Annotated in this window: 22 protein-coding genes and 1 tRNA gene; 18 read left to right on the plus strand and 5 right to left on the minus strand. The window is 67.1% G+C overall.

Annotated features, from left to right (window positions below):
- Positions 1-77 precede the first annotated feature (77 nt).
- Complete coding sequence (gene pgl, locus M3I56_RS00670) at positions 78-782, plus strand: 6-phosphogluconolactonase (protein WP_254352046.1); 705 nt, start codon at positions 78-80, stop codon at positions 780-782.
- A complete protein-coding gene (locus tag M3I56_RS00675) occupies positions 760-2,676 on the plus strand; it encodes a bifunctional transcriptional regulator/glucokinase (protein WP_254352047.1) in 1,917 nt (638 codons plus the stop codon). Before pgl ends, M3I56_RS00675 begins: the two co-directional genes overlap by 23 nt.
- An 80-nt stretch (positions 2,677-2,756) precedes the next feature.
- Here the strand turns inward: M3I56_RS00675 and M3I56_RS00680 are convergent, their stop codons facing one another.
- Entirely contained in the window at positions 2,757-3,989 is a 1,233-nt protein-coding gene (locus M3I56_RS00680) for a Bcr/CflA family multidrug efflux MFS transporter (protein WP_254352337.1), read from the minus strand.
- Between the two features lie 513 nt (positions 3,990-4,502).
- On the opposite strand from M3I56_RS00680, the gene hemL reads away from it, so the two are divergent.
- The 4 genes from hemL (at position 4,503) to M3I56_RS00700 (ending at position 9,905) form a co-directional block, all read left to right on the plus strand.
- Positions 4,503-5,828 (plus strand): glutamate-1-semialdehyde 2,1-aminomutase, encoded by a 1,326-nt coding sequence (gene hemL / locus M3I56_RS00685; protein WP_254352048.1) that lies wholly within the window; start codon positions 4,503-4,505, stop codon positions 5,826-5,828.
- Between the two features lie 79 nt (positions 5,829-5,907).
- Positions 5,908-7,026: a bifunctional diaminohydroxyphosphoribosylaminopyrimidine deaminase/5-amino-6-(5-phosphoribosylamino)uracil reductase RibD gene (gene ribD / locus M3I56_RS00690; protein ID WP_254352049.1), complete on the plus strand. Its 1,119-nt coding sequence runs from the start codon at positions 5,908-5,910 to the stop codon at positions 7,024-7,026.
- A gap of 35 nt (positions 7,027-7,061) precedes the next feature.
- Positions 7,062-7,700: a riboflavin synthase gene (locus M3I56_RS00695; RefSeq protein WP_254352050.1), complete on the plus strand. Its 639-nt coding sequence runs from the start codon at positions 7,062-7,064 to the stop codon at positions 7,698-7,700.
- A gap of 399 nt (positions 7,701-8,099) precedes the next feature.
- Positions 8,100-9,905 (plus strand): ABC transporter ATP-binding protein, encoded by a 1,806-nt coding sequence (locus M3I56_RS00700; protein WP_254352051.1) that lies wholly within the window; start codon positions 8,100-8,102, stop codon positions 9,903-9,905.
- 42 nt (positions 9,906-9,947) lie between these two features.
- Here the strand turns inward: M3I56_RS00700 and M3I56_RS00705 are convergent, their stop codons facing one another.
- Entirely contained in the window at positions 9,948-10,253 is a 306-nt protein-coding gene (locus tag M3I56_RS00705) for a HigA family addiction module antitoxin (protein ID WP_254352052.1), read from the minus strand.
- 202 nt (positions 10,254-10,455) lie between these two features.
- Between M3I56_RS00705 and ribBA the strand changes: the two genes are divergently transcribed.
- From ribBA to M3I56_RS00725, 4 genes are all read left to right on the plus strand, one after another.
- Positions 10,456-11,622, plus strand: a complete 1,167-nt coding sequence (gene ribBA, locus M3I56_RS00710; RefSeq protein ID WP_254352053.1) for a bifunctional 3,4-dihydroxy-2-butanone-4-phosphate synthase/GTP cyclohydrolase II — start codon at positions 10,456-10,458, stop codon at positions 11,620-11,622.
- A 57-nt stretch (positions 11,623-11,679) separates the two neighbouring features.
- Complete coding sequence (ribH, locus tag M3I56_RS00715; protein ID WP_028205232.1) at positions 11,680-12,198, plus strand: 6,7-dimethyl-8-ribityllumazine synthase; 519 nt, start codon at positions 11,680-11,682, stop codon at positions 12,196-12,198.
- Positions 12,195-12,629 carry a transcription antitermination factor NusB gene (gene nusB, locus M3I56_RS00720; RefSeq protein ID WP_028205233.1) on the plus strand — a complete coding sequence of 145 codons (435 nt, stop codon included), beginning with the start codon at positions 12,195-12,197 and terminating at the stop codon, positions 12,627-12,629. The genes ribH and nusB overlap by 4 nt, the downstream gene beginning before the upstream one ends.
- 84 nt (positions 12,630-12,713) lie before the next feature.
- Positions 12,714-13,907 (plus strand): pyridoxal phosphate-dependent aminotransferase, encoded by a 1,194-nt coding sequence (locus tag M3I56_RS00725; protein WP_254352054.1) that lies wholly within the window; start codon positions 12,714-12,716, stop codon positions 13,905-13,907.
- A gap of 74 nt (positions 13,908-13,981) precedes the next feature.
- Here M3I56_RS00725 and M3I56_RS00730 read toward each other — a convergent pair whose 3' ends face one another.
- A complete protein-coding gene (locus M3I56_RS00730; RefSeq protein WP_254352055.1) occupies positions 13,982-15,202 on the minus strand; it encodes a transglycosylase SLT domain-containing protein in 1,221 nt (406 codons plus the stop codon).
- A 656-nt stretch (positions 15,203-15,858) separates the two neighbouring features.
- Here M3I56_RS00730 and M3I56_RS00735 point away from each other — a divergent pair.
- The 3 genes from M3I56_RS00735 (at position 15,859) to M3I56_RS00745 (ending at position 19,841) form a co-directional block, all read left to right on the plus strand.
- Entirely contained in the window at positions 15,859-17,436 is a 1,578-nt protein-coding gene (locus M3I56_RS00735; RefSeq protein WP_254352056.1) for a UbiD family decarboxylase, read from the plus strand.
- A gap of 171 nt (positions 17,437-17,607) precedes the next feature.
- On the plus strand, positions 17,608-19,074 hold the full coding sequence (locus M3I56_RS00740) for an NAD-dependent succinate-semialdehyde dehydrogenase (protein WP_375541662.1): 1,467 nt from the start codon (positions 17,608-17,610) through the stop codon (positions 19,072-19,074).
- A gap of 92 nt (positions 19,075-19,166) precedes the next feature.
- Positions 19,167-19,841: a LysE family translocator gene (locus M3I56_RS00745; RefSeq protein ID WP_254352058.1), complete on the plus strand. Its 675-nt coding sequence runs from the start codon at positions 19,167-19,169 to the stop codon at positions 19,839-19,841.
- A 168-nt stretch (positions 19,842-20,009) separates the two neighbouring features.
- Here M3I56_RS00745 and M3I56_RS00750 read toward each other — a convergent pair whose 3' ends face one another.
- A complete protein-coding gene (locus tag M3I56_RS00750; protein WP_254352059.1) occupies positions 20,010-20,333 on the minus strand; it encodes a hypothetical protein in 324 nt (107 codons plus the stop codon).
- Here M3I56_RS00750 and M3I56_RS00755 point away from each other — a divergent pair.
- A complete protein-coding gene (locus M3I56_RS00755) occupies positions 20,311-20,613 on the plus strand; it encodes a hypothetical protein (protein ID WP_254352060.1) in 303 nt (100 codons plus the stop codon). The two genes, M3I56_RS00750 and M3I56_RS00755, sit on opposite strands and share 23 nt — an antisense overlap.
- A gap of 148 nt (positions 20,614-20,761) precedes the next feature.
- Here M3I56_RS00755 and M3I56_RS00760 read toward each other — a convergent pair whose 3' ends face one another.
- The gene (locus tag M3I56_RS00760) at positions 20,762-20,923 is read right to left on the minus strand and encodes a hypothetical protein (RefSeq protein WP_165822777.1); all 162 of its coding nucleotides are present in this window, start codon (positions 20,921-20,923) and stop codon (positions 20,762-20,764) included.
- A gap of 599 nt (positions 20,924-21,522) precedes the next feature.
- Between M3I56_RS00760 and M3I56_RS00765 the strand changes: the two genes are divergently transcribed.
- From M3I56_RS00765 to M3I56_RS00780, 4 genes are all read left to right on the plus strand, one after another.
- Positions 21,523-21,843, plus strand: coding sequence for an EthD family reductase (locus M3I56_RS00765; protein ID WP_254352061.1), 321 nt, complete (start codon positions 21,523-21,525; stop codon positions 21,841-21,843).
- Positions 21,844-21,948: 105 nt separating this feature from the next.
- Positions 21,949-22,512: a YggT family protein gene (locus tag M3I56_RS00770; protein WP_028205241.1), complete on the plus strand. Its 564-nt coding sequence runs from the start codon at positions 21,949-21,951 to the stop codon at positions 22,510-22,512.
- A 109-nt stretch (positions 22,513-22,621) separates the two neighbouring features.
- Positions 22,622-22,696: transfer RNA gene (locus M3I56_RS00775), tRNA-Gly, on the plus strand.
- A 259-nt stretch (positions 22,697-22,955) separates the two neighbouring features.
- Positions 22,956-23,171 carry a hypothetical protein gene (locus tag M3I56_RS00780; RefSeq protein ID WP_254352062.1) on the plus strand — a complete coding sequence of 72 codons (216 nt, stop codon included), beginning with the start codon at positions 22,956-22,958 and terminating at the stop codon, positions 23,169-23,171.
- Positions 23,172-23,181 lie beyond the last annotated feature (10 nt).

Raw genomic sequence — 23,181 nt, forward strand, 5'->3', positions numbered from 1 at the left:
CGCGCACAGCGAGCGCCACGCCGGACCGGACAGATGAACTACCCCGTAGACCTACAAAAAAGCAGCATGGAGGAGAAGTGATCGAGCTTCACGTATTCGACGACCCGCGCGTCCAATCCGACGCGCTGGCGCGAGCCGTGGGCGACGCGCTACATGCGTCGCTCGCCGCTCAGCAAGCGGCGCCCGGTACTGCCGTGCGCCGTGCAACGCTTGCCGTCTCCGGCGGCACGAGCCCGCGCCCCTTCCTCGAGGCCCTTTCGACGCACCGTTTCGACTGGGCGCACATCGACGTCACGCTCGTCGACGACCGGTGGGTACCGGACACCGACTCCGCGAGCAACGCGCGCCTCGCGCGCGAGACGCTGCTCACGCACGAAGCGGCCAGCGCGCACTTCCTGCCGCTCGTCGACGTGGCACAAGATCTCGACGCGCATGTCGCCGCGCTCAACGCCGACCCGGCCCGCAAGCTGCCGAACGTCGCCGTGCTCGGCATGGGCGAGGACGGCCACACGGCCTCGATTTTCGCCGACGCCCCCGAATGGCACGAAGCCATCACCACGGCGCGCCCGTTCGTGGCCGTGCATCCGCAGGCCGCGCCCCACGCGCGCGTCTCGTGGTCGATGCAGGCGCTGCGCCAGGTCGATCGCCTGTTCCTGCTGATCGCGGGACAGCGCAAGCTCGAAGTGCTGCAACAGGCCGCCGCGGCCGAACAAAACAACGCCATCTCGAAGCTGGCGAACGACAAGGGAGTGAGACTCGATGTCTACTGGTGCGCCCAATAAAACCGCCCCTGGCGCAGGCCAGCACGCCGACGGTCCGAGGCTGCTCGCCGACATCGGCGGAACCAACGCGCGCTTCGCGCTGGAAACACGTCCGGGCGAAATCGGCCAGGTGCGCGTGTATCCGTGCGCGCAGTATCCCGGCGTCGCGGAAGTGATCCAGCAATACCTGAAGGACAACAAGATCGGCCGCGTGAATCATGCGGCCATCGCCATTGCGAATCCGGTCGACGGCGACCAGGTGCGCATGACCAATCACGACTGGACCTTCTCGATCGAAGCCACGCGCCGCGCGCTCGGCTTCGACACGCTGCTGGTCGTCAACGATTTCACCGCGCTCGCCATGGCGCTACCCGGCCTGACCGACTCGCAGCGCGTGCAGGTAGGCGGCGGCCAGCGCCGCCAGAACAGCGTGATCGGCCTGCTCGGGCCGGGCACGGGTCTCGGCGTCTCTGGCCTCATTCCCGCCGACGACCGCTGGATCGCGCTCGGCAGCGAAGGCGGCCACGCAAGCTTCTCGCCGCAGGACGAGCGCGAAGACATCGTGCTGCAGTTCGCGCGCAAGAAGTGGCCGCATGTGTCGTTCGAGCGCGTGTGCGCGGGGCCCGGCCTCGAGCTCATCTACCGTGCGCTCGCCGCACGCGACAAGAAGAAGCTGCCCGCCGATCTCGGCACGGCCGAAGTCGTGCAGCGCGCGCATGACGGCGAAGCGCTCGCGCTCGAGACCGTCGAATGCTTCTGCGGCATTCTCGGCAGCTTCGCGGGCAACATCGCGATGACGCTCGGCTCGCTCGGCGGCATCTATATCGGCGGCGGCGTGGTGCCGCGCCTGGGCGACCTCTTCACGCGCTCGTCGTTCCGCCAGCGCTTCGAGGCGAAGGGCCGTTTCGACACCTATCTCGCGAACGTGCCCACCTACGTGATCACGGCCGAGTATCCGGCGTTCCTCGGCGTTTCGGCCATTCTCGCGGAGCAGTTGTCGAATCGCGCGGGTGGCGGCTCGTCGGCCGTGTTCGAACGCATTCGCCAGATGCGCGACGCGCTTACGCCCGCCGAGCGCCGCGTGGCCGACCTCGCGCTCAACCATCCGCGCTCGATCATCAACGATCCGATCGTCGATATCGCGCGCAAGGCCGACGTGAGCCAGCCTACGGTCATCCGCTTCTGCCGCTCGCTTGGCTGCCAGGGCCTCTCGGACTTCAAGCTCAAGCTCGCCACGGGCCTCACCGGCACGATTCCGGTGAGCCACAGCCAGGTGCATCTGGGCGACACCGCCACCGACTTCGGCGCGAAGGTGCTCGACAACACCGTCTCGGCCATCCTGCAACTGCGCGAGCACCTGAACTTCGAGCAAGTCGAGAATGCGATCACGCTGCTCAACGGCGCGCGCCGCATCGAGTTCTATGGCCTCGGCAACTCGCACATCGTCGCGCAGGACGCGCACTACAAGTTCTTCCGCTTCGGCATCCCGACCATCGCCTATGGCGACCTGTACATGCAGGCCGCTTCCGCCGCACTGCTCGGCAAGGGCGACGTGATCGTGGCCGTCTCGAAGTCGGGCCGCGCGCCGGAACTGCTGCGTGTGCTCGAAGTTGCCATGCAAGCGGGCGCGAAGGTGATCGCGATCACTTCGAGCAACACGCCGCTCGCCAAGCGCGCGACCGTGGCGCTTGAAACCGATCACATCGAGATGCGCGAATCGCAGCTTTCGATGATCTCGCGCATTCTGCATCTGCTGATGATCGACATCCTCGCGGTGGGCGTCGCGATTCGCCGTGCTTCGCCCGATGCGGACCTGGGCAACGCCGTCGAAAAGGCGCGCGAGCATGCCGACGACGACGCATCGGCCGTGCTCGACTGGCTGAGCCACGGCGCATCGCCCACTGCGCGCGACTGAAGTCTGCTCATTCGTGCGGCGAAAAAAATGGGACGCCTCGGCGTCCCATTTTTATTTCGCGCGACGTACCAACGTACGGCTCACGGCGTTGCCGCTTGCGCCGCGCCTGGCGCCGGCGTGCCGTGCCACTTCACGACGAGCGCGCGCCCCACCCACGTCAGCAAGCCGCACACGCCGATCGTCACGCCCATGCCGAATGGCGAGATACCCGGGAACCAGCCGACCACGGCGCTCGCGAGCGCGCCGAGACCGAGCTGCGTCGCGCCGAATACCGCCGCCGCCGCGCCCGCGTTCCTCGGATAGCGGTACATGAGATCGGTCGCGCAGTTCGCGCCGAGCAGCCCGACCACGCTCACCACGAAGAAGAGGCCGAACACGATCGACCACAGGCCGCCCCAGCCCGTCACGCACATGAGCGCGACGAAGAGCGACGCGACGACGCTCACGCCCGAAGCGATCGACACCATGCGAAGGGTGCCGAGACGGCCGATGAAGCGCGTGTTGAGGAAGTTGCCTAGCATGATGCCGAACACGTTCGCGCCGAAGAAGAACCCGTAGTGCTGCGGCGAAACGTGGAAGTACTCGATATAGACGAACGGCGTGGCCGAGATGTAGGTGAACATCGCGGCGAACGCCATGCCGCCGCAGAGCATGTGCCCCCAGACGAGCGGATCGCGCAGCAAGCGCCCATAAGCCGCGAACGAGCGCAGCACGGCCGCGCTTTCGCGCTTTTCCGGCGGCCAGGTCTCGGGTACGCGCAGGTAAGCCGCCACGGCGCACGCGAGGCCGAACAGCGTGAGCACGACGAACACCACGCGCCAGCCGCCGATCAGCAGCAACTGTCCGCCAATCAGCGGTGCGAGCAGCGGCCCGATCGCCGTGACGATCGCGACCATCGAGAGGACTTTGGCGGCATCGGAAGGCTCGTGGGCGTCGCGCGCGATGGCCCGCGAGAGCACCGAGGCAGCGCCCGCGCCGAGCGCCTGCAGAAAGCGCACGATCACGAGTTCGCCCACCGAAAACGAGAGCCAGCAGGCAATGCTCGCCAGCGTAAAGAGCGCGATGCCGCCGAGCAGCACGGGGCGGCGGCCATACGCGTCGGAAACCGGGCCGTAGAGCAGCATGCCAATCGAAAAGCCGGCCATGAAGCTCGTGAGCGTCGAGGCCGCAGCGGCGGCGCTCACGCCGAACGACTGCGCGATGGCGGGCAGGCTCGGCAGATACATGTCCGTGGCGAGCGGGCCACAGGCGGCGAGTGCGCCCAGCAACAGGATCAGCCGGCCATCGGGCCGGCGGCGCGGGGAATGGGACATGTGGTGTGTGTGGCGGCGAAACACGCGCGGCTCGCGCGGTCTCGATGTCATGGGCCGATTCATCCGCGCTGCAGGAGCGGACGAAAGCGGACAAAAACAGCAACGCGGTGCCGCCGAATTGTACCTGACGCCCTTTGCCCGCCATCCGCCGCCCCGCATGCGGCATCGTCGCGGCATTGCGCCAGGCTGTCCGCTTTCGCCCAACCTGGGCCGGCGCCGGCATGGGCCTGGGCGGAGTTGAACGGGCGGCGGCTCGCGGCCATGCAAATCGACCTGCGCGACACGGCGCCGCAACTCACGCCGCCAGCCCGCAAACGCAGGCAGGAGGCGAGCTGAATCGGCCCGCGCGGCGCAAGCCCACGCCAGCCGGGGGCGCCGGCCCGATCCGCGTGACTCCGGTACAATTTCGAGAGAACAGCCCCATCGCCCGCGCCCCTGCGGCGCCCCATGGGTCCGTACGCCGGCCCCGCCGTCAGCGCCGCGCGCCACACCACTTTCGCAGGTCCAGCACTCATGTCCAACACCCAGTCCAGCACGCAGAACCGCAACGAAGCCCTCTTCGAACGCGCCCAGCGCACCATCCCGGGCGGCGTGAATTCGCCCGTGCGCGCGTTCCGTTCGGTCGGCGGCACGCCGCGCTTCGTCGAGCGCGCGCAGGGGCCGTACTTCTGGGACGCCGAAGGCAAGCGCTATATCGACTACATCGGCTCGTGGGGCCCGATGATCGTCGGCCACGTGCATCCGGAAGTGCTCGAAGCCGTGCAGCGCGTGCTCGCGAATGGCTTCTCGTTTGGCGCGCCCACCGAGGCCGAGATCGAGATCGCCGAGGAAATCTGCAAGATCGTCCCGTCGATGGAGCAGGTGCGCATGGTGTCGAGCGGCACCGAGGCCACGATGAGCGCGCTGCGTCTCGCGCGCGGCTTCACGAAGCGCGACCGCATCGTGAAGTTCGAAGGCTGCTACCACGGCCACGCCGACAGCCTGCTCGTGAAGGCCGGCTCGGGCCTGCTCACGTTCGGCAACCCGACGTCGGCGGGCGTGCCGGTGGACATCGCGAAGCACACCACCGTGCTCGAATACAACAACGTCGCGGCGCTCGAAGAAGCGTTCAAGGCGTTCGGCGACGAGATCGCCGCCGTGATCGTCGAACCGGTCGCGGGCAACATGAACCTCGTGAAGGCCACGCCCGAGTTCATCGGCGCACTGCGCAGCCTCACGGCGAAGCACGGCAGCGTGCTGATCTTCGACGAAGTGATGTGCGGTTTCCGCGTCGGCCTGCGCGGCGCGCAGGCGCTCTACGGCGTCGAGGCCGACATGGTGTGCCTCGGCAAGGTGATCGGCGGCGGCATGCCGGCGGCGGCGTTCGGCGGCCGTCGCGAGATCATGGATCACCTCGCGCCCAACGGCTCGGTGTACCAGGCGGGTACGCTCTCGGGCAACCCGATCGCGGTCGCGGCGGGCCTGAAGACGCTGCAGCTCATTCAGGCGCCCGGCTTCTACGAACAGCTCACCGCGAAGACCGAACGTCTCGCGAAGGGGCTGTCGGCGGCGGCACGCGAAACGAAGGTGCCGTTCGTGGCGGATTCGGTGGGCGGCATGTTCGGCCTCTATTTCGCGGACAAGGTGCCGGGCAGCTTTGCCGAGGTCACGAAGAGCGACATCGTGCGCTTCAACCGCTTCTTCCACCGCATGCTGGACGCGGGCGTCTACTTCGCGCCTTCGGCCTACGAGGCCGGTTTCGTGTCGAGCGCCCACGACGACGCGATCCTCGACGAGACCGTCGCCGCGGCGCGCAGCGCGTTCGCAGCGCAAGCCGCGGCTGAAAACGTCACGCAATAACACATCACGCCAACGACCGCGGGCGCGGCGCGCGCCTCGCCGGCCCCCATCTGACCGCCGCCCGGGAGAAAGCCCGACGATGTTTTCGCAATCCGATTTCGTCCACATGGAGCGTGCGCTCGCGCTCGCGCACCGCGGCCTGTACACGACCGACCCGAACCCGCGCGTCGGCTGCGTGCTGGTGAAGGACGGCGTGGTGATCGGCGAGGGCTTCACGCAGCCGGCCGGCCAGGATCACGCCGAAATCCAGGCGATGAAGGACGCCCGCGCGCGCGGGCACGACCTGCGCGGCGCGACGGCGTATGTGACGCTCGAGCCGTGCAGCCACTTCGGGCGCACGCCGCCCTGCGCGAACGCGCTGATCGAAGCGAAGGTCGCGCGCGTGATTGCGGCGATGGAAGACCCGAACCCGCTCGTGTCGGGGCGCGGGCTTTCGATCTTGCGCGACGCGGGCATCGACGTGCGTTGCGGACTGCTCGCCAACGAGGCGCGCGAACTGAACATCGGCTTCGTTTCGCGCATGACGCGCAAGCGTCCGTGGGTGCGCATGAAGGTGGCCGCATCGCTCGACGGCCGCACCGGCCTGCCCTCGGGCGAAAGCCAATGGATCACGGGTGAAGCCGCGCGCGCCGACGGCCACGCCTGGCGCGCGCGCGCCTCGGCCATCCTCACGGGTATCGGCACGGTGAAGGAAGACGACCCGCGCATGACCGTGCGCGCCGTCGACACCCCGCGCCAGCCCAAACGCGTGCTGATCGACAGCCGGCTCGACGCCTCGCCGCTTGCGCAGATTTTCGTGGGCGCGCCCACGCTCGTGTTCTGCGCGGCGCTCGACGCGAGCAACGAGGAACGCGCCGAAGCGCTGCGCGTGCGCGGCGCCGAAATCGTCGCGCTTGGCAACGAGCAAGGCAAGGTCGATCTGCCGGCCATGCTCACGGAGCTCGCCGCGCGCGGCGTGAACGAACTGCACGTGGAAGCGGGCTACAAGCTCAACGGTTCGCTCCTGCGCGAAGGCTGCGTGGACGAACTGCTCGTGTACGTGGCGCCGTCGCTGCTCGGCACGAACGCGCTCGGCATGATCGACATCGCTGCGCCCGCGACGCTCGACGAGCGCACGCGCCTCGCCTTTCATTCCGTCGATCGTCTCGGTAGCGACCTGCGCATTCTTGCGCGCGTCGTCACGACGCAAGACGCCTGACCCTCACTGATGCACTGAACACAAGGAACAGCACGATGTTTACCGGAATCGTCGCGGCAGTGGGCCGCATCGAATCGATCAAACCGCTCGGCACGGATGCCGACGCAGGCGTGCGCCTTGCCGTCAACGCAGGCAGCCTCGGCCTCGACGACGTGCAGCTCGGCGACAGCATCGCGATCCAGGGCGCGTGCATGACCGTCATCGAGAAGTCGGCGACGGGCTTCGACGTCGATGTTTCGCGCGAAAGCCTGAACCGCACCGTGGGCCTCGCGGCGACGGGCGAAGTGAACCTCGAAAAGGCGCTGCGCGCGAACAACCGCCTCGGCGGCCACATCGTCTCGGGTCACGTGGACGGCCTCGGCACCGTCACGCGCTTCGCGCCCGTGGGCGAGTCGCACGAACTGCGCGTTCTCGCGCCGGCGGAAATCGGCCGCTATCTCGCCTACAAGGGCTCGATCACCGTGAACGGCGTGAGCCTCACGGTCAACTCAGTCGACGATCGCGCGGAAGGCTGCGAATTCTCGATCAACCTGATTCCCCACACCGTGGAAGTCACCACGCTCAAGCATCTTCAGGCCGGCACGAAGGTGAATCTCGAGATCGATCTGATTGCGCGCTATGTCGAACGGATGCTTTCGGCGGAAAAGGCAGCCAATTCGGCCGCGCAAGACTAAAAGCCGCCGGGCCGGCGCCAGGCCTGCCCCGGACGCGCGCAAGCACGCGCGCCGGGGCGCTGATAGAATCTAGCCTTACGCGCTCGCCGCACGGCGTGCCGCGTTCCCATCACCCGAATCGAACCAGGAGGCACAGTTGGCAACGATTGACACGAGCGCCGCCATGCCGATGGTCCGGGTGACATTGCACGTTGCGTCGCGTCACGCAACCTTCCCGCTTCCAGCGCTGCCATAGCGCGTCCCGCGCGGCATGTTTTCAGACGCCGCGCCGTATTCAGCGAATTCGAGGTCAGGCCGTCCGGCAACCGATGCCCGGGCGGGCGAATCCCGTTTTCCGTCTTAACGCTTCACGCTTCCTTCAGGAGAGTCTTCGGGCATCACGTCCGGAGCATGCTGTCCATGACAGAGCAAAATACAAAACCCGAATCGGGGGGACAAACCTTCCGCAAGGTCCTCGGCTTCACCTTCCGGCACTGGGCGCGCCAACCGGCGCGCGTCACGGCCGTTGCGCTCGCCTCGCTCCTCGGCGCGCTCGCCGACGTGCTCACGCCCCACTACGCGGGCCAGCTCGTCGATGCCCTCACGCACGACGGCGCAGCCAGCAGCGCCGCCTGGCATGCGGCGATCGTCGCGTTCTGGGCGCTCACGGCGCTCGGGCTCGGCGGCACGATCATGCGCCAGGCCGCGTACCGCAACATCATCACGCTGACGCTGCGCATGATGAGCGAGATTGCCACGCAAGCCTTTCACCGCGTGCAGCGCTTCTCGACGGACTGGCACGCGAACAGCTTCGCCGGCTCCACGGTGCGCAAGGTCACGCGCGGCATGTGGGCGCTCGACCTGCTCAACGACACGCTGCTCGTCGCCCTGTTCCCGTCGCTCGTCATGCTGGTCGGCTCGACCATCCTGCTCGCCGTGCAGTGGCATGTGATGGGCCTCGTGGTCGGCATCGGCTCGGCGGTGTATCTGGCGATCACGGTCTCGCTCTCGCTCTTTTACGTCGCGCCCTCGGCCCGGCTCGCGAACCAGTGGGATACGAAGATGGGCGGCGCACTCGCCGACGCCATTTCGTGCAACGCCGTCGTCAAGGCGTTCGGCGCGGAAACGCGCGAAGAAGCGCGGCTCGCGCGCGTCGTCACGAAGTGGAGCAGCCGCACGCGGCGCACGTGGCAGCGCGGCACGCTCAACGGCGGCGTGCAGGGTGCGCTGCTCGTGGGCATGCAGGCGGCCATCCTCGGTGCGGCGCTGCTGCTTTGGGCGCGCGGTCTCGCAAGCGTGGGCGACATCACGTTCGCGCTCACGCTGTTCTTCCTGCTCAAGGGGTACCTGCGCGATGTGGGCATGCACGTGCGCAACCTGCAGCGCTCGGTCAACGACATGGAAGAGCTCGTCGCGCTCGACGCGGCGCCGCTCGGCATCGAGGATCAGCGTGATGCGCCGCCCATCGTGATCGATCAGGGCGATATCCGCTTCGAGAACATGACGTTCCGCTATGGCGACCACGCGGAAGGCAGGGCGCTCTACGAGAACCTCACGCTGCGTATCGCGCCGGGCGAGCGCGTGGGCCTCGTCGGCCATTCGGGCTCCGGCAAGACCACGCTGATCAAGCTGATCCAGCGCCTTTACGACCTGTCCGGCGGACGCATCACGATCGACGGCCAGGACATTGCGCGCGTGCAGCAGGCGTCGCTGCGCTCGCAGATCGCCATCGTGCAGCAGGAGCCGGTGCTGTTCCACCGCTCGCTTGCCGAGAACATCGCTTACGCGCGGCCCGGCGCCACCCACGCCGAGATCGAGCGCGCGGCGAAGCTTGCGAGCGCGCACGACTTCATCACGGCGCTGCCGCACGGCTACGACACGCTGGTGGGCGAGCGCCAGCGCGTGGCGATCGCGCGCGCGTTCCTCGCGAATGCGCCGATCCTGATCTTCGACGAAGCGACCTCGAGCCTCGACAGTGAAAGCGAAGTGCTGATCCAGCAGGCCATGGAGCGGCTCATGGAGGGCCGCACGACCGTGGTCGTCGCGCACCGGCTCTCGACCGTGCGCGCGCTCGACCGGCTGCTGGTGCTCGAGCGCGGACGCGTGGCGGAGGAAGGCACGCACGACGCGCTCGTGCGCCGCGAAAACGGCCTGTACCGGCGCCTGTTCGAGCGCCAGGCGCTGGAACTGACGAAAGGACTCGCCGACGACGTGATCCTGCGCTGACGCCTCGCCGCTTCGCGCTCGCGCCTCCCGCCGCAAGCCGGCTCAGGCGGGCGTCGCGCGCGCGTGCGGCATGATGCGCGCGAGCACTTCGGCCAGCGCCTCGCGCGCGATTTCGGTGTCGTAGTGGGCCTGCAACTGCATCCAGCTGCGCGCGTCGGTGCCGAAATAAACCGCGAGACGCACTGCCGTGTCCGCGGTGATGGCGCGCTTGCCGAGCACGATCTCGTTGATGCGGCGCGGCGGCACGCCAATCGCCCTGGCGAGCGCGTACTGGCTCATGCCCATGGGCTTGAGCCACGCTTCGTGCAGAATTTCGCCCGGTGTGGCCAGCGGTGCTTCACGCGCCATGGTTTTGCTCCTCGGTGTGGGTCCGCGATGCATGCTTTCGACGCCTCGCCGCCCGCGAAATGAAGCACGAATAGTAACGTTTCACGTTAATAACGTATAGCGTTACTAGCGTGAAACAGACGGGATTCGCGCCTTCCCGCGTTCTGGGCGACGCGCCCGCTCGCGTGGCGTAAAATGTGGCCTTTCCAGCCAGAATCCCAACATGACGCTCGCCTCCACCCCTGAGATCATCGCCGAGCTCAAAGCCGGCAAGATGGTCATCCTCGTCGACGAAGAAGACCGGGAAAACGAGGGCGACCTCGTCATCGCTGCGGAGTTCGTCACGCCTGAAGCCATCAACTTCATGGCGAAGTACGGCCGCGGGCTGATCTGCCTCACGCTCACCCAGGAGCGCTGCAAGCTGCTCAACCTGCCGCTCATGACCTACCGCAACGGCACGCAGTACGGCACGGCGTTCACGGTCAGCATCGAGGCCGCCGAAGGCGTCACGACCGGCATTTCCGCCGCCGACCGCGCCCGCACGATCCAGGCGGCCGTCGCGCACGACGCGCGCGCCGAGCACATCGTGCAGCCCGGCCACGTGTTCCCGATCATGGCGCAGCCAGGCGGCGTGCTCGTGCGCGCGGGCCACACCGAAGCGGGCTGCGACTTCACGGCGCTTGCCGGCCTCACGCCGGCCTCGGTGATCTGCGAGGTCATCAAGGACGACGGCACGATGGCGCGCCTGCCCGACCTCATGGAGTTCGCGCAGGAGCATGGCCTGAAGGTCGGCACCATCGCCGACCTGATCCACTACCGCAGCCGCACCGAATCAATCGTCGAGCGCGTGGCCGAGCGCACCATGCAAACCGCCCACGGCCCGTTCCGCGCGATCATGTATGTCGACCAGCCCACGCGCACGCCGCACATCGCACTCGTGCGCGGCACGCCGAAGCCCGGCGTCGATACGCCCGTGCGCGTGCACGAGCCGCTCTCGGTGCTGGATCTGCTCGAAACGGGCTCGTCCACGCACTCGTGGACGCTCGACGTCGCCATGCGCGAGATCGCCTCGCGCGACGTGGGCGTGATCGTCATGCTCAACTGCGGCGAACCCAAGGAACACCTGATCGACGTCTTCAAGGCGTTCGACCAGAAAGAACGCGCGGAGGCCCTCGCCCGCCGGCCTGTGGACTTCAAGACCTACGGCATCGGCGCGCAGATCCTGCGCGAACTCGGCGTGGGCCGCATGCAGGTGCTCTCGAAGCCGCGCCGCCTCGGCAGCATGTCGGGCTACGGTCTCGAGGTCACCGGCTTCGTGCCGATGCCCGGCGGGGACGCGCAAGCGCCCTGCCCGCCGGATGCCGCTGACCCTGCCTCGTCGCGCGCCTGAAGTCGCATCGCGCTCTTTTCACGCGTCACCACGCTCAACCGAACTTACGGACAACACATGGAAATCGGACAATACCAACCGAACCTCGACGGCGACGGACTGCGCATCGGCATCGTCCAGTCGCGCTTTAACGAACCCGTCTGCAACGGCCTCGCCGACGCCTGCATCGAAGAACTCGAACGCCTCGGCGTGACGGGCGAAGACGTGCTGCTCGTCACCGTGCCGGGCGCACTCGAAATCCCGCTGGCGCTGCAAAAGCTCGCCGAAAGCGGTCAGTTCGACGCCCTGATCGCGCTCGGCGCGGTCGTGCGCGGCGAAACGTACCACTTCGAGCTCGTCTCCAACGAAAGCGGCGCGGGCATCTCGCGCGTCTCGCTCGACTTCAACGTGCCCATCGCGAACGCCGTGCTCACCACCGAGAACGACGAGCAGGCCGTGGCCCGCATGACCGAGAAGGGTCGTGACGCCGCGCGTGTCGCCGTGGAAATGGCGAACCTGACGGTGGCGTTGGAGCAGCTCGACGGCGGCGATGACGACGACGAAGAAGACGAGGAAGACGAAGAGGAACAGCAATGAAGAGCGCGCGCCGCCGCTCCCGCGAACTGGCCACGCAGGGGTTGTATCAGTGGCTGCTGTCGGGTGTGCCCGCCGGCGAGATCGACGCGCAGCTGCGCGGTTCGCAGGGCTACGACAAGGCCGATCACGAGCATCTGGACGCGATCCTGCACGGCGTCATCCGAGAGTCGGACGAACTGTCCGCCTCCATCACGCCGTGCCTCGACCGTCCGATCGAGCAGCTTTCGCCCGTCGAACGCGCGGTGCTGCTCGTCGCGACCTACGAGTTCAAGCATCACGTCGACATTCCGTACCGCGTCGTGATCAACGAGGCGGTCGAGCTCACGAAGACCTTCGGCGGCTCGGACGGCTACAAGTACGTGAACGGCGTGCTCGACAAGCTCGCGGCGCAACTGCGCGCCACCGAAGCGCAAAACGCCCGCAAGTCGTAAGAACGCGAGCCGCCGGGGCAAGCGGGTGCGCCTGAGCGCCCGGCCCCGCGCGCCGCGTGATCTGTCAGTACTGGAAAGACCCGCATGAACACCGTTGCCGAACCGCTGCTGCGGCTAGCCGCGCGCGTCGACGAGATCCAGCCTTTCTACGTCATGGAACTGGCGAAGGAAGCCGCGAAGCTCGAGCGCGCTGGACGCGACATCATCCACATGGGCATTGGCGAGCCGGACTTCACGGCGCCCGAGCCCGTCGTCGAGGCGGCCGCCGCCGCGCTGCGCCGCGGCGTCACCCAATACACGAGCGCGCTCGGCATCCACGCGCTGCGCGAGGCGATCGCCGCGCACTACCAGCACGCGTACGGCCTCACGGTCGACCCCGCGCGCATCGTCGTGACGGCCGGCGCCTCGGCGGCGCTCCTGCTCGCCTGTACCGCGCTCGTCGACCGCGACGACGAAGTGCTGATGCCCGACCCCAGCTATCCGTGCAACCGCCACTTCGTGGCCGCCGCGGAAGGCAAGCCGGTGCTCGTGCCGAGCGGCCCGGAAGCGCGCTTCCAGCTCACCGCCGCCGATGTCGAGCGCCTGTGGTCGCCGCGCACGCGCGGCGTGCTGCTCGCCTCGCCGTCGAACCCCACCGGCACCTCGATCGAGCCCGACGAACTCAAGCGCATCGTGCAGAGCGTGCGTGCGCGCGGCGGCTTCACAATCGTCGACGAAATCTATCAAGGCCTGTCGTACGACACGCCGCCCGTCTCCGCGCTGTCGTTCGGCGACGACGTGGTGACCGTCAACAGCTTCTCGAAGTACTTCAACATGACTGGCTGGCGTCTGGGCTGGCTCGTGGTACCGCCCTCGCTGGTCGACGCATTCGAAAAACTCGCGCAGAACCTGTTCATCTGCGCGTCGGCGCTCGCGCAGCATGCCGCGCTCGCGTGCTTCGAGCCGGACACGCTGAAGCTCTACGAAGGGCGCCGGCTCGAATTCAAGCGCCGCCGCGACTTCATCGCGCCGGCGCTCGTGTCGCTCGGCTTCACGGTGCCCGTGATGCCCGACGGCGCGTTCTACGTCTACGCCGACTGTTCGAACGTCGCGCACCCCGCCGCCGGCGACAGCGACGCGCTCACCCGCGCGATGCTGCACGACGCGGGCACGGTGATGGTGCCCGGCATGGACTTCGGCGTCGCCGCGCCGCACCAGTACGTGCGGCTCTCGTATGCCACGGCGTACGAGCGCCTGGAGGAAGCGGTCGAGCGGCTGCATACGTTCTTCGGACACTGATCCGCCGTGCTCGAGAAATAGAAAAAGGCACCCGAGGGTGCCTTTTTCGTTTCGTCCGGTCTTTCAGCCAGAACTCAAGCGCCCAGCTCGGACGAAGCGTGCTTCTGGGCCGTCGTGCTGGTGCTGGCGTCGTCCTGATCGGAACCGCCCGCGGACGACGACTTCTCGACGATCGCGTGGGCGTTGTCGAGCGTCACGTGCACGCGCTTCTCGCCGTTGACGCTCGCCACCTTCTGCAGCGCAGACGTGCTGGCCGTGGTGGTGACGGGCGCCTGCGGCGCGTTGATCGGCACGTTGCGGCCGCGTGCGACGTCGCGCAGACGCCCGCGTTCGGCCATCACCTTGGCGCCGTAGCCGCCGTCGTCGGGCGAGGTCGACCCAACGTAGAGACGCAGGCCGCCCGGCAGCGAACCGCCGCGCGCGATGCAATCCTTGAGCACCAGCGCGCCGACCTTGATGTTCGCGAGCGGATCGAGCGCCGCGCGCTGGCCGCCGAAGTACTGGAACTTGTCCGAGTGCACCTTCGACATGACCTGCATGAGGCCCTGTGCGCCCACGCCGCTTTCGGCGTATGGGTTGAAGCCCGATTCGATCGCCATCACGGAGAGCAGCAACAGGGGATCGAGCCCCACTTCACGACCGGTGTCGAACGCCGCTTTCACGAGTTCGCCGACCGGTTCCTGCGCCACACGGTAGCGGCGCGCCAGATAGGTGGCGACGAGCGCTTGCTCACGCGCCGAAACGAGCACGCGGTCGTCGCGCGCGTCGGGCGTGATGCGCTGGGGCGGAATCATGCGCGCGAGCGAACCGACGCTGGTCGGCAGCGCACGCGGATCGAGGCCGTTGAGCGTCACGGCGTCGAGCGTGGCGATGCCGCCGTTCGACACCGAGGTCGCGACCTTCGCGACTGTGCCGTTGGAGCCCGTGGGCGAAATGCCCGTGGCGCCGACAGGCCCGGCCGCACCGGCATCGGGCGCGAGTGCCGTAGGCAGCATTGCGCCGTCGGCGTTGTCGTCGTTGTTCGTCACGCCGGGGGGCGCGAACGAGGGCAGCGGGTTGCCTTGCAGCAGACGGGCCGGGCCGGCCTGGACCGCCGCCGAGACGAACGGCATCACCCGCGCGGCCAGCGTGCCGCGCCACGTGGGCAGCAGCCAGAGGGCAACCGCGAGCACAACGGCACAACCACCAACAATGCTGAACAGGTGATGGCTAAGACGCGTGCCACGACGCAGCAGCGCTCGCAGGCCAAGCGCTACACGCTCGTCGGCGCGCCACCACGATAACCAGGTATTCATCTACAGATCTCCCCATGTTGCATGATCCGGCTCAGGGGTCGGCACGAGGCAGACGGCCAATCGCAGGATCAAGACATCGCGCGCCCTGGCTGGTGCGGCAGCGATGTCGGGAAAACGGCAAGTTCGCCGTGGGTGGAACTCCTTTTGGGCAACCAGGCACGCAATGTGCGCGCGCCGGGAGTTCTCACGCGAAAAGCCAGCGCGAAGGGGCGCTGACGAGGACAACCAATCTAGACCGTATGCAAGCCGTGCAGGGGTTCGGCAAAACGGCGACGCGTTGCGTCTGAAGGGCCGGGAAGGTGGTTAAAAATTTCAAACCCTGCAACCAATGTGGACGGATTCTAGCAGCCTGTTATAGATCGTCAATACTATAGAATGTCAAATCTATAACTAATTGTAATGATGAACACTGTTCAATCCGCCGGAAACCGCGCGCCAAGTGCCTCTGCGGCATGTTATGCGGATTGGCTACCAGCGTGTGCCAGCCAACACAGGTAAAATCGACAATCGTTACGCCGCGTTTCGTCCGGCTTCAAACGCCGGCCGCGGACTGCTGCCGCCCTGCAACCGCCGCGCTGATGCACAATCCGGCCCCAAACTGGCCGCGCGAGCCGGCCTGCCGGGCTGCCCACTGAGTTGCCCAAGACTGGCCCCCAATGAAATACAAAGACCTGCGCGACTTCGTTGGTCGCCTGGAGACGCTCGGTGAATTGCGCCGCGTCCCGCAAGCTGTCTCTCCGGTGCTGGAAATGACCGAGTTGTGCGACCGCGTCCTGCGCGCCGGCGGCCCGGCCCTACTCTTTGAGAACCGTTCGACGCACGCGTTCCCAGTGCTCGGCAATCTGTTCGGCACGCCCCGGCGCGTCGCGCTCGGCATGGGCATCGACGCGCCGGAAAGCGGCGGCGACGGCGCCGCGCTCGAGTCGCTGCGCGACGTGGGGCGTCTGCTCTCGGCGCTCAAGGAGCCCGAGCCGCCGCGCGGCCTGAAGGACGCGGGCAAGCTGCTCACGCTCGCCAAGGCCGTCTGGGACATGGCGCCGAGGACCGTGAGCGCGCCGCCCTGCCAGGAGATCGTCTGGGAAGGCAACGATGTCGATCTCGCAAAGCTGCCGATCCAGACCTGCTGGCCCGGCGACGCCGGCCCGCTCGTCACCTGGGGCCTGACCGTCACGCGCGGTCCCAACAAGACGCGCCAGAACCTCGGCATCTACCGCCAGCAGCTGATTGGCCGCAACAAGCTCATCATGCGCTGGCTCGCGCATCGCGGCGGCGCGCTCGACTTCCGCGAGTTCGCACTGAAGAACCCCGGCAAGCCGTACCCGGTGGCCGTCGTGCTCGGCGCCGACCCCGCGACGATCCTCGGCGCCGTCACGCCGGTGCCCGACACGCTCTCCGAATACCAGTTCGCAGGCCTGTTGCGCGGCGCCCGCACCGAGCTCGCGAAGTGCCTGACGCCCGGCGTCGACACGCTCCAGGTGCCCGCCCGCGCCGAGATCGTGCTCGAGGGCTTCATCTACCCGCAGGCGGGCGAGCCCGGCCCGGCGCCCGCTGGCGCGCCGCCGCGCCCCGCCAAAGGCGCGAGCGCCGCGTACGAACATGCGCTCGAAGGCCCCTACGGCGACCACACGGGCTACTACAACGAACAGGAATGGTTTCCCGTGTTCACGGTCGAGCGCATCACCATGCGCCGCGATGCGATCTACCATTCGACTTACACGGGCAAGCCGCCCGACGAGCCCGCGGTGCTCGGCGTGGCGCTCAACGAAGTGTTCGTGCCGCTCTTGCAGAAGCAGTTTCCCGAGATCACCGACTTCTATCTGCCGCCCGAGGGGTGCAGCTACCGCATGGCGATCGTGCAGATGAAGAAGAGCTACCCCGGGCACGCAAAACGCGTGATGTTCGGGGTATGGAGCTTCCTGCGCCAGTTCATGTATACAAAGTTCATTGTCGTGGTCGACGATGATGTGGACATCCGCGACTGGAAGGAAGTGATCTGGGCGATCACCACGCGTATCGATCCGGCGCGCGACACCGTGCTCGTGGAGAACACGCCGATCGACTATCTCGACTTCGCTTCGCCGGTGGCCGGCCTCGGCTCGAAAATGGGGCTCGACGCCACCAACAAGTGGCCCGGCGAGACGGACCGCGAATGGGGCCGCGCAATCGAGATGGACGCGGCCGTGAAGACGCGCGTCGACCGCCTCTACGACGAGCTCGGCTTTAGCCGCAGCTGACGCCCCGCGCCGCGCGATCCGGCGCAACCCGGCGATACCCGGCGTGAGGCCTCGCGCACCACGCCGGCCGATTCATACGCGACGCCTTTTCGCGACGCCGCGCTTACCGCGTCACGCCTCGTGCATGGCACGAGCCGCGGCGCCAGTGAACCTGAAGGAGACTCGAGGATGATGCCCGCATCGGAGCGCCTGACGCAACTGAACGATCCCGCCCTCTTCAAGACCCGCGCGTACATCGACGGCGAATGGAGCGGCGGTGCGGCCACGTTCGCCGTGCTCGACCCCGCCGACAACGCCGAGATCGCGAGCGTGCCCGACTTCGGCGCCGACGAGGCGCATCGCGCCATCGGCGCCGCGAACGCCGCGCTGCCCGCGTGGCGCGCGAAGACGGGCAAGGAGCGCGCCGCCATCCTGCGGCGCTGGTTCGACCTCGTGATCGAGCACGCCGACGACCTCGCCGCGATCATGACCGCCGAGCAAGGCAAGCCGCTCGCCGAGGCGCGCGGCGAAGTGATCTACGGCGCGTCATTCCTGGAGTGGTTTGCCGAAGAAGCCAAGCGTGTGAACGGCGACGTGCTCGCAAGCCCCGCCAGCGACCGCAAGCTCATCGTGCTCAAGCAGCCGATCGGCGTGTGCGCCTCGATCACTCCCTGGAATTTCCCGATCGCGATGATCACACGCAAGGTCGCGCCGGCCATCGCCGCGGGCTGCACGATCGTCGTGAAGCCCGCCGAGCAAACGCCGCTTTGCGCGCTCGCGCTCGCCGAACTGGCGCAGCGCGCGGGCGTGCCCAAGGGCGTGTTCAACGTGCTCACCGCCGACTCCGCGAACTCCATCGCAATTGGCAAAGCCCTCTGCGAGAGCGACATCGTGCGCCATCTCTCGTTCACGGGATCGACGCCGGTGGGCCGCATCCTCATGCAGCAGTGCGCGCCGACGGTCAAGAAACTCGCCCTCGAACTGGGCGGCCACGCCCCCTTCATCGTGTTCGACGACGCCGACCTCGACGCCGCCGTGGAAGGCGCGATGATCTCGAAGTATCGCAACGCGGGCCAGACCTGCGTCTGCACGAACCGCTTCTATGTGCACGAGAAGGTGTACGACGCTTTCGTCGAGAAGCTCGCCGCCGCCTCACGCAAGATCAAGGTGGGCAACGGCTTCGAAGATGGCGTGAGCCAGGGGCCGTTGATCGACGACGCGGCCGTCGCCAAGGTCGAGCAGCACATCAGCGACGCGACTGCCCAGGGCGCGAAGCTCGTGGCGGGCGGCAAGGTCAGCTCGGGGCGCTACGTCGAGCCCACCGTGCTCGCCGACGTCACGCGCGACATGCTGATCGCGCGCGAGGAAACCTTCGGGCCGGTCGCGGCGGTATTCCGCTTCAGTGACGAAGCCGAAGTGATCGGCCTCGCCAACGACACCGAATTCGGCCTCGCCTCGTACTTCTATAGCCGCGACATCGGCCGCGTCTGGCGCGTGGCGGAAGCGCTCGAGTACGGCATGGTCGGGGTGAACACCGGACTCATTTCGAACGAGGTTGCACCGTTCGGCGGCGTGAAGCAGTCGGGTCTCGGGCGCGAAGGTTCGAAGTACGGCATCGACGAATATGTCGAACTGAAGTATCTGTGCATCGGCGTTTGAAGCACGCTTGAACCAGATTTGAGCCGCGACGCCCGCTTCCTCGCGGGTGGGCGTGCGCGGTACGCAGTCCATACCAACAAGAAATCGTTTTCATGTCTCACGTTTCCCTGCTTTCCGACGGCTTTTTTCTGTCGCTTTCGCTTTGCCTCGACATCGGTCTCGTCAACGTCGCCATCATCTCGCTCACGCTCACGCACGGCTTCCGCCCGGGCTTCTGGCTAGGGCTCGGCTCGTGTTTCGGCGACCTCATCTACGCCGCACTCGCGCTTGCGGGCATGGCCGCGCTGCTGCAGTTTTCGGCCGTGCGCTGGATCGTGTGGATCGGCGGCTCCGCCCTGCTGCTCATGCTCACGTGGAAGATGGCGCGCGAAGCGCTCAATCCGGCATCGGCGCCGCCCGTGGAAGGCGAAGCCGATAGCGCCGCGCCGCTGCCCAACCCGTGGCGCAGCTTCGGGCGCGGCGTGCTGCTCGCGCTCTCGTCGCCGAGTGCGATTCTCTGGTTTGCGGCTGTCGGCGGCGCGCTCATCGCGAAGTCGGGGGCGACGAGCGCTCGCGCGGCCTCGCTCTTTCTGCTGGGCTTTTTTGCGGGCGGGCTCGGCTGGACCCTGTTTCTTTGCGGACTGGCCAGCCACGGCCGCAAACGCGCCGGCACCGGCCTGCTGCGCGCCTGCCACATGCTTTCGGCGTTGCTTTTCGCCTACTTCTCATACAGCGTGATCGTGCACGGCTATCGCGAATTGATCCTGCAGGGCGCGGGCGCGACGTAATCCGTCTCGGGCGCAGAGCGCGCCTTTGCACCAACCCGCGCGCGTCGATCTAGCGCGCCGTGCACGCGGCGAAAGCGAACGCCAAAAACAAACAGCGCAACGCGGCGTGAGCCGGCGTTGCGCCGTTCGTAAAACCTGCAGCCGGGCGGCGTGCGCCGCCCGTCACGCTCAATGACGGTAGTAGCCGTGACCGTAGTAACCGCGGCCGTAGTAGCCGCGGCCATAGTAGCCGTGGTGCCAGTACGGATGGCCGTAGTAGCCGTAGCCGCCGTAGCCGCCTACGACGACGGCGGGCGGCGGCGCGTACACCACCGGCGGCGGCGCATAGACCACGGGCGGGGGCGGCGGTGCGTAAACCGGCGCCGCATAGACGGGATAAGCCGGGGCCACCGGAATGCCAATGCCGATACCCACCGAGACGTGCGCCTGGGCCGCGCTGACGAACCCCACACCCAGCGCAGCGGCAACGATGAACGATACGGTCTTTTTCACTTCTCTTCTCCTGGCGGCCGCCAACGGCGACGCGCATATGACGGGCACTGCCCACGCATTCAATGTATCGAAAACGGCGGCCGTCATTGGTAGCCATTTGTTTCGAATTGCAATCCTGTTTTGGGGGCGCTTAATCGCGCGTCAGGCCCGGTGGGCGTGGCTGCCGCGAAAAACCGCCCCACGCGCGCCCGATCACGCCGCCATTCGTTACAAAAACCAGGGCGCTGTCATTGTTACCTGCACGAGGGCGTCGCGCGGCAAGGCTCCCGGTAATGTTTGATTACAAATTGGCTGACCGCGGCGACGTTCGAGTCGCTGCCGCCACGCGCGGGGAGGCTGTAAACGACGATGCCCGGTCCTGGGACCGGGCATCTCATCCGACCAGCCGACGGCGCACAAGCCGCCGGCCACGCGAGGCAAACTCTCCGCTATCCGACCTTCACGTACGTGAATTCGCGCGTGACGTTCGGCGGCACGTAAGCGCCGCTGATGCGCACGCGCGGCGTCAGGCGCTTCTTCTGATCCCACCAGCGGCGACGCTGAAAGGGCGTGAGAAACCGCAGATGCTTTCGGTAAGCGAAGATGCTCATGGTGAACTCCCCGAATCGGACTACCGACAGGAACAAACCCAATTGCACGGCTGCAACAATGAAACCGAAACGATGAAAAGTATTGTGCTCAGATTCCGGGACAAAAATTGCAGTGTTGCGAGATAGCCTCACGAGCGCCGTATATGCATAGCGCACTGTTCGTTGCGACTTCCGCGTGCTGGGTTTGAGTTGCTGCGCACAGGTGCGCCGCCAGCGACCAGCAGAAATCGTGCCGCGTCAGGCTACTGGCGCGACCTCGCGCCCGTCACTGTCATTTGTAGTCCCACCGCCGGTGCGTGATCGGTACGAAAGCGAACATTTCGTGCGCGGCGCGGCCCCGGCGCAACACTCGCGCCGTGAGGCGCCCGCCTGGCGAGGTCTGTCGGAAACACTGTAGCCGTTCGCGGAAAAGCCTGCCGTGAGTGCAGCCAATTTGCGCGGCGCGCACGCCGGAAGCCGCGGCCGCCGCCGCGCGCCGGGCCCTCCCGGCAGCATCGATCGCGGATACTGGCGAGGCGTGAGCCGTGGTAATGTGGCGACGGCGCGCGCATCGCAACGGCGAGCAACGCGCCCATGGGACTCACCGACGAGCACGCACAATGATCAAGGTCAGCATCCTCTATCCGTATCGCGAGAACGGGCGTTTCGACACCGGGTACTACTGCACGCACCACATGCCGCTCGCGGCGAAGCTCTTTGGCGAATCGCTCAAGGGCTGGTCGGTCGACATCGGCATCAACGCCGGGCCGCCGGGCACGCCGCCGCCGTACGTCGCGGCCGGCCACTTCCTGTTCGAGACGGTCGATGCGTTCTACGCGGTGTTTCAGCCGCATGCCGACACACTCCTCGACGACATTCCCAACTACACCGACGGCGGAAATGGCACCATTCTGATCAGCGAGGTCAAGGTGCCCGTCTGACGTGCTCCGCGTGGTTGAACGGGGCGAGCGGATGCCTCGCATGACCTTTTATCGGCCGCCACACGCCAAGCGCGCCGCCACCCACACAAGAAGGAAACAACACCGATGTTCGGCGATATCGCCCGCTTTCTGCTCAATACGGTCTTCACGCTGTTCGGCGCCGCCCTGCTGCTGCGCGCCTGGCTCCAGTACGTGCGTGTGCCGCCGTACAACCCCGTGACCCACGCGATCCAGCAGGTCACCAACTGGCTGGTGCTGCCGCTGCGGCACGTGATTCCCGGCGTGCGCGGCATCGACTGGGCGAGCGTGGTCGCCGCGCTGATCGCGGCCATCGCCTACGTGCTGCTGATGGTATGGATCGCGGGCGTGGACCCACTGGGTCTTTTGCCGACGCTTCTGATCGTCGCCGTGCTCACGCTCGTGAAATGGGCGCTCAACCTGCTGATCTGGCTGACGATCCTGATGGCGCTGCTCTCGTGGCTCAACCCGCGCTCGGCGGCGATGCCCGTGCTGTTCCAGCTGACGGCGCCGTTCCTCAACCCGCTGCGCCGCATCCTGCCGAACCTGGGCGGCCTCGATCTCTCGCCGATTCTGCTCTTCGTGATCGTGCAGGTGCTGCTGATGGTCGTCACCCGCGCGGCGGTTTCGCTCACGCTTTTTGGGATTTGATGACGCATCGGCATACGGTCTGATGCATCTGGCGGCGCGCCTCGCGCGCCGCGTTGCTTGAGCGCGTCATTGCGCAAGTAGGCCAAAAACGCGTAAAATAGCGCGCTCTGCGGGCGTCGTATAATGGCCATTACCTCAGCTTCCCAAGCTGATGACGTGGGTTCGATTCCCATCGCCCGCTCCACTTCGGCTTGCCGACCTCTCTTCGAGGCATGGGCTTTCAGACTGCGCGCCTGCCAGGACACCCCTGGGACGCCAAACCCTCCCGACCGGCACATGCCGGGCACGACCTGAATTCCTCCGTTGCACAATGCACTCTGGCGCTCCTCGGGTCCTCCCGCACGCGCCGCGAGCTGGTTTGCCGACCCGTATTTCGCTCGACTGCCGCATAACGACTCGCTGCGCGCCCCCTGGCGCACCAGTCCCCGATGGATCAATTTTTCATGTCCCGGCCGAGCGCGATCAGCCTGATCGTGCGCTCGCGCCAAGCCCTCCTCGCCGACGCCGACGCCGACGAGCGCCCAGCCGCCGAAGCCGAGCGCCTGCGCGCCGCGGCCGCCGACCTCACGCGCCTGCTGCTCGACGTGCGCGCCGGGCGTGTGAACGTGTTCGAGTTGAGCGAACCCACGCGGATGCGGGTCGTCGTTTCAGCCGATTGAGGCGTCGAAT

Origin of the sequence: Paraburkholderia sp. CNPSo 3281 (genome assembly GCF_024206515.1) — a bacterium.
Classification (GTDB): domain Bacteria; phylum Pseudomonadota; class Gammaproteobacteria; order Burkholderiales; family Burkholderiaceae; genus Paraburkholderia; species Paraburkholderia nodosa.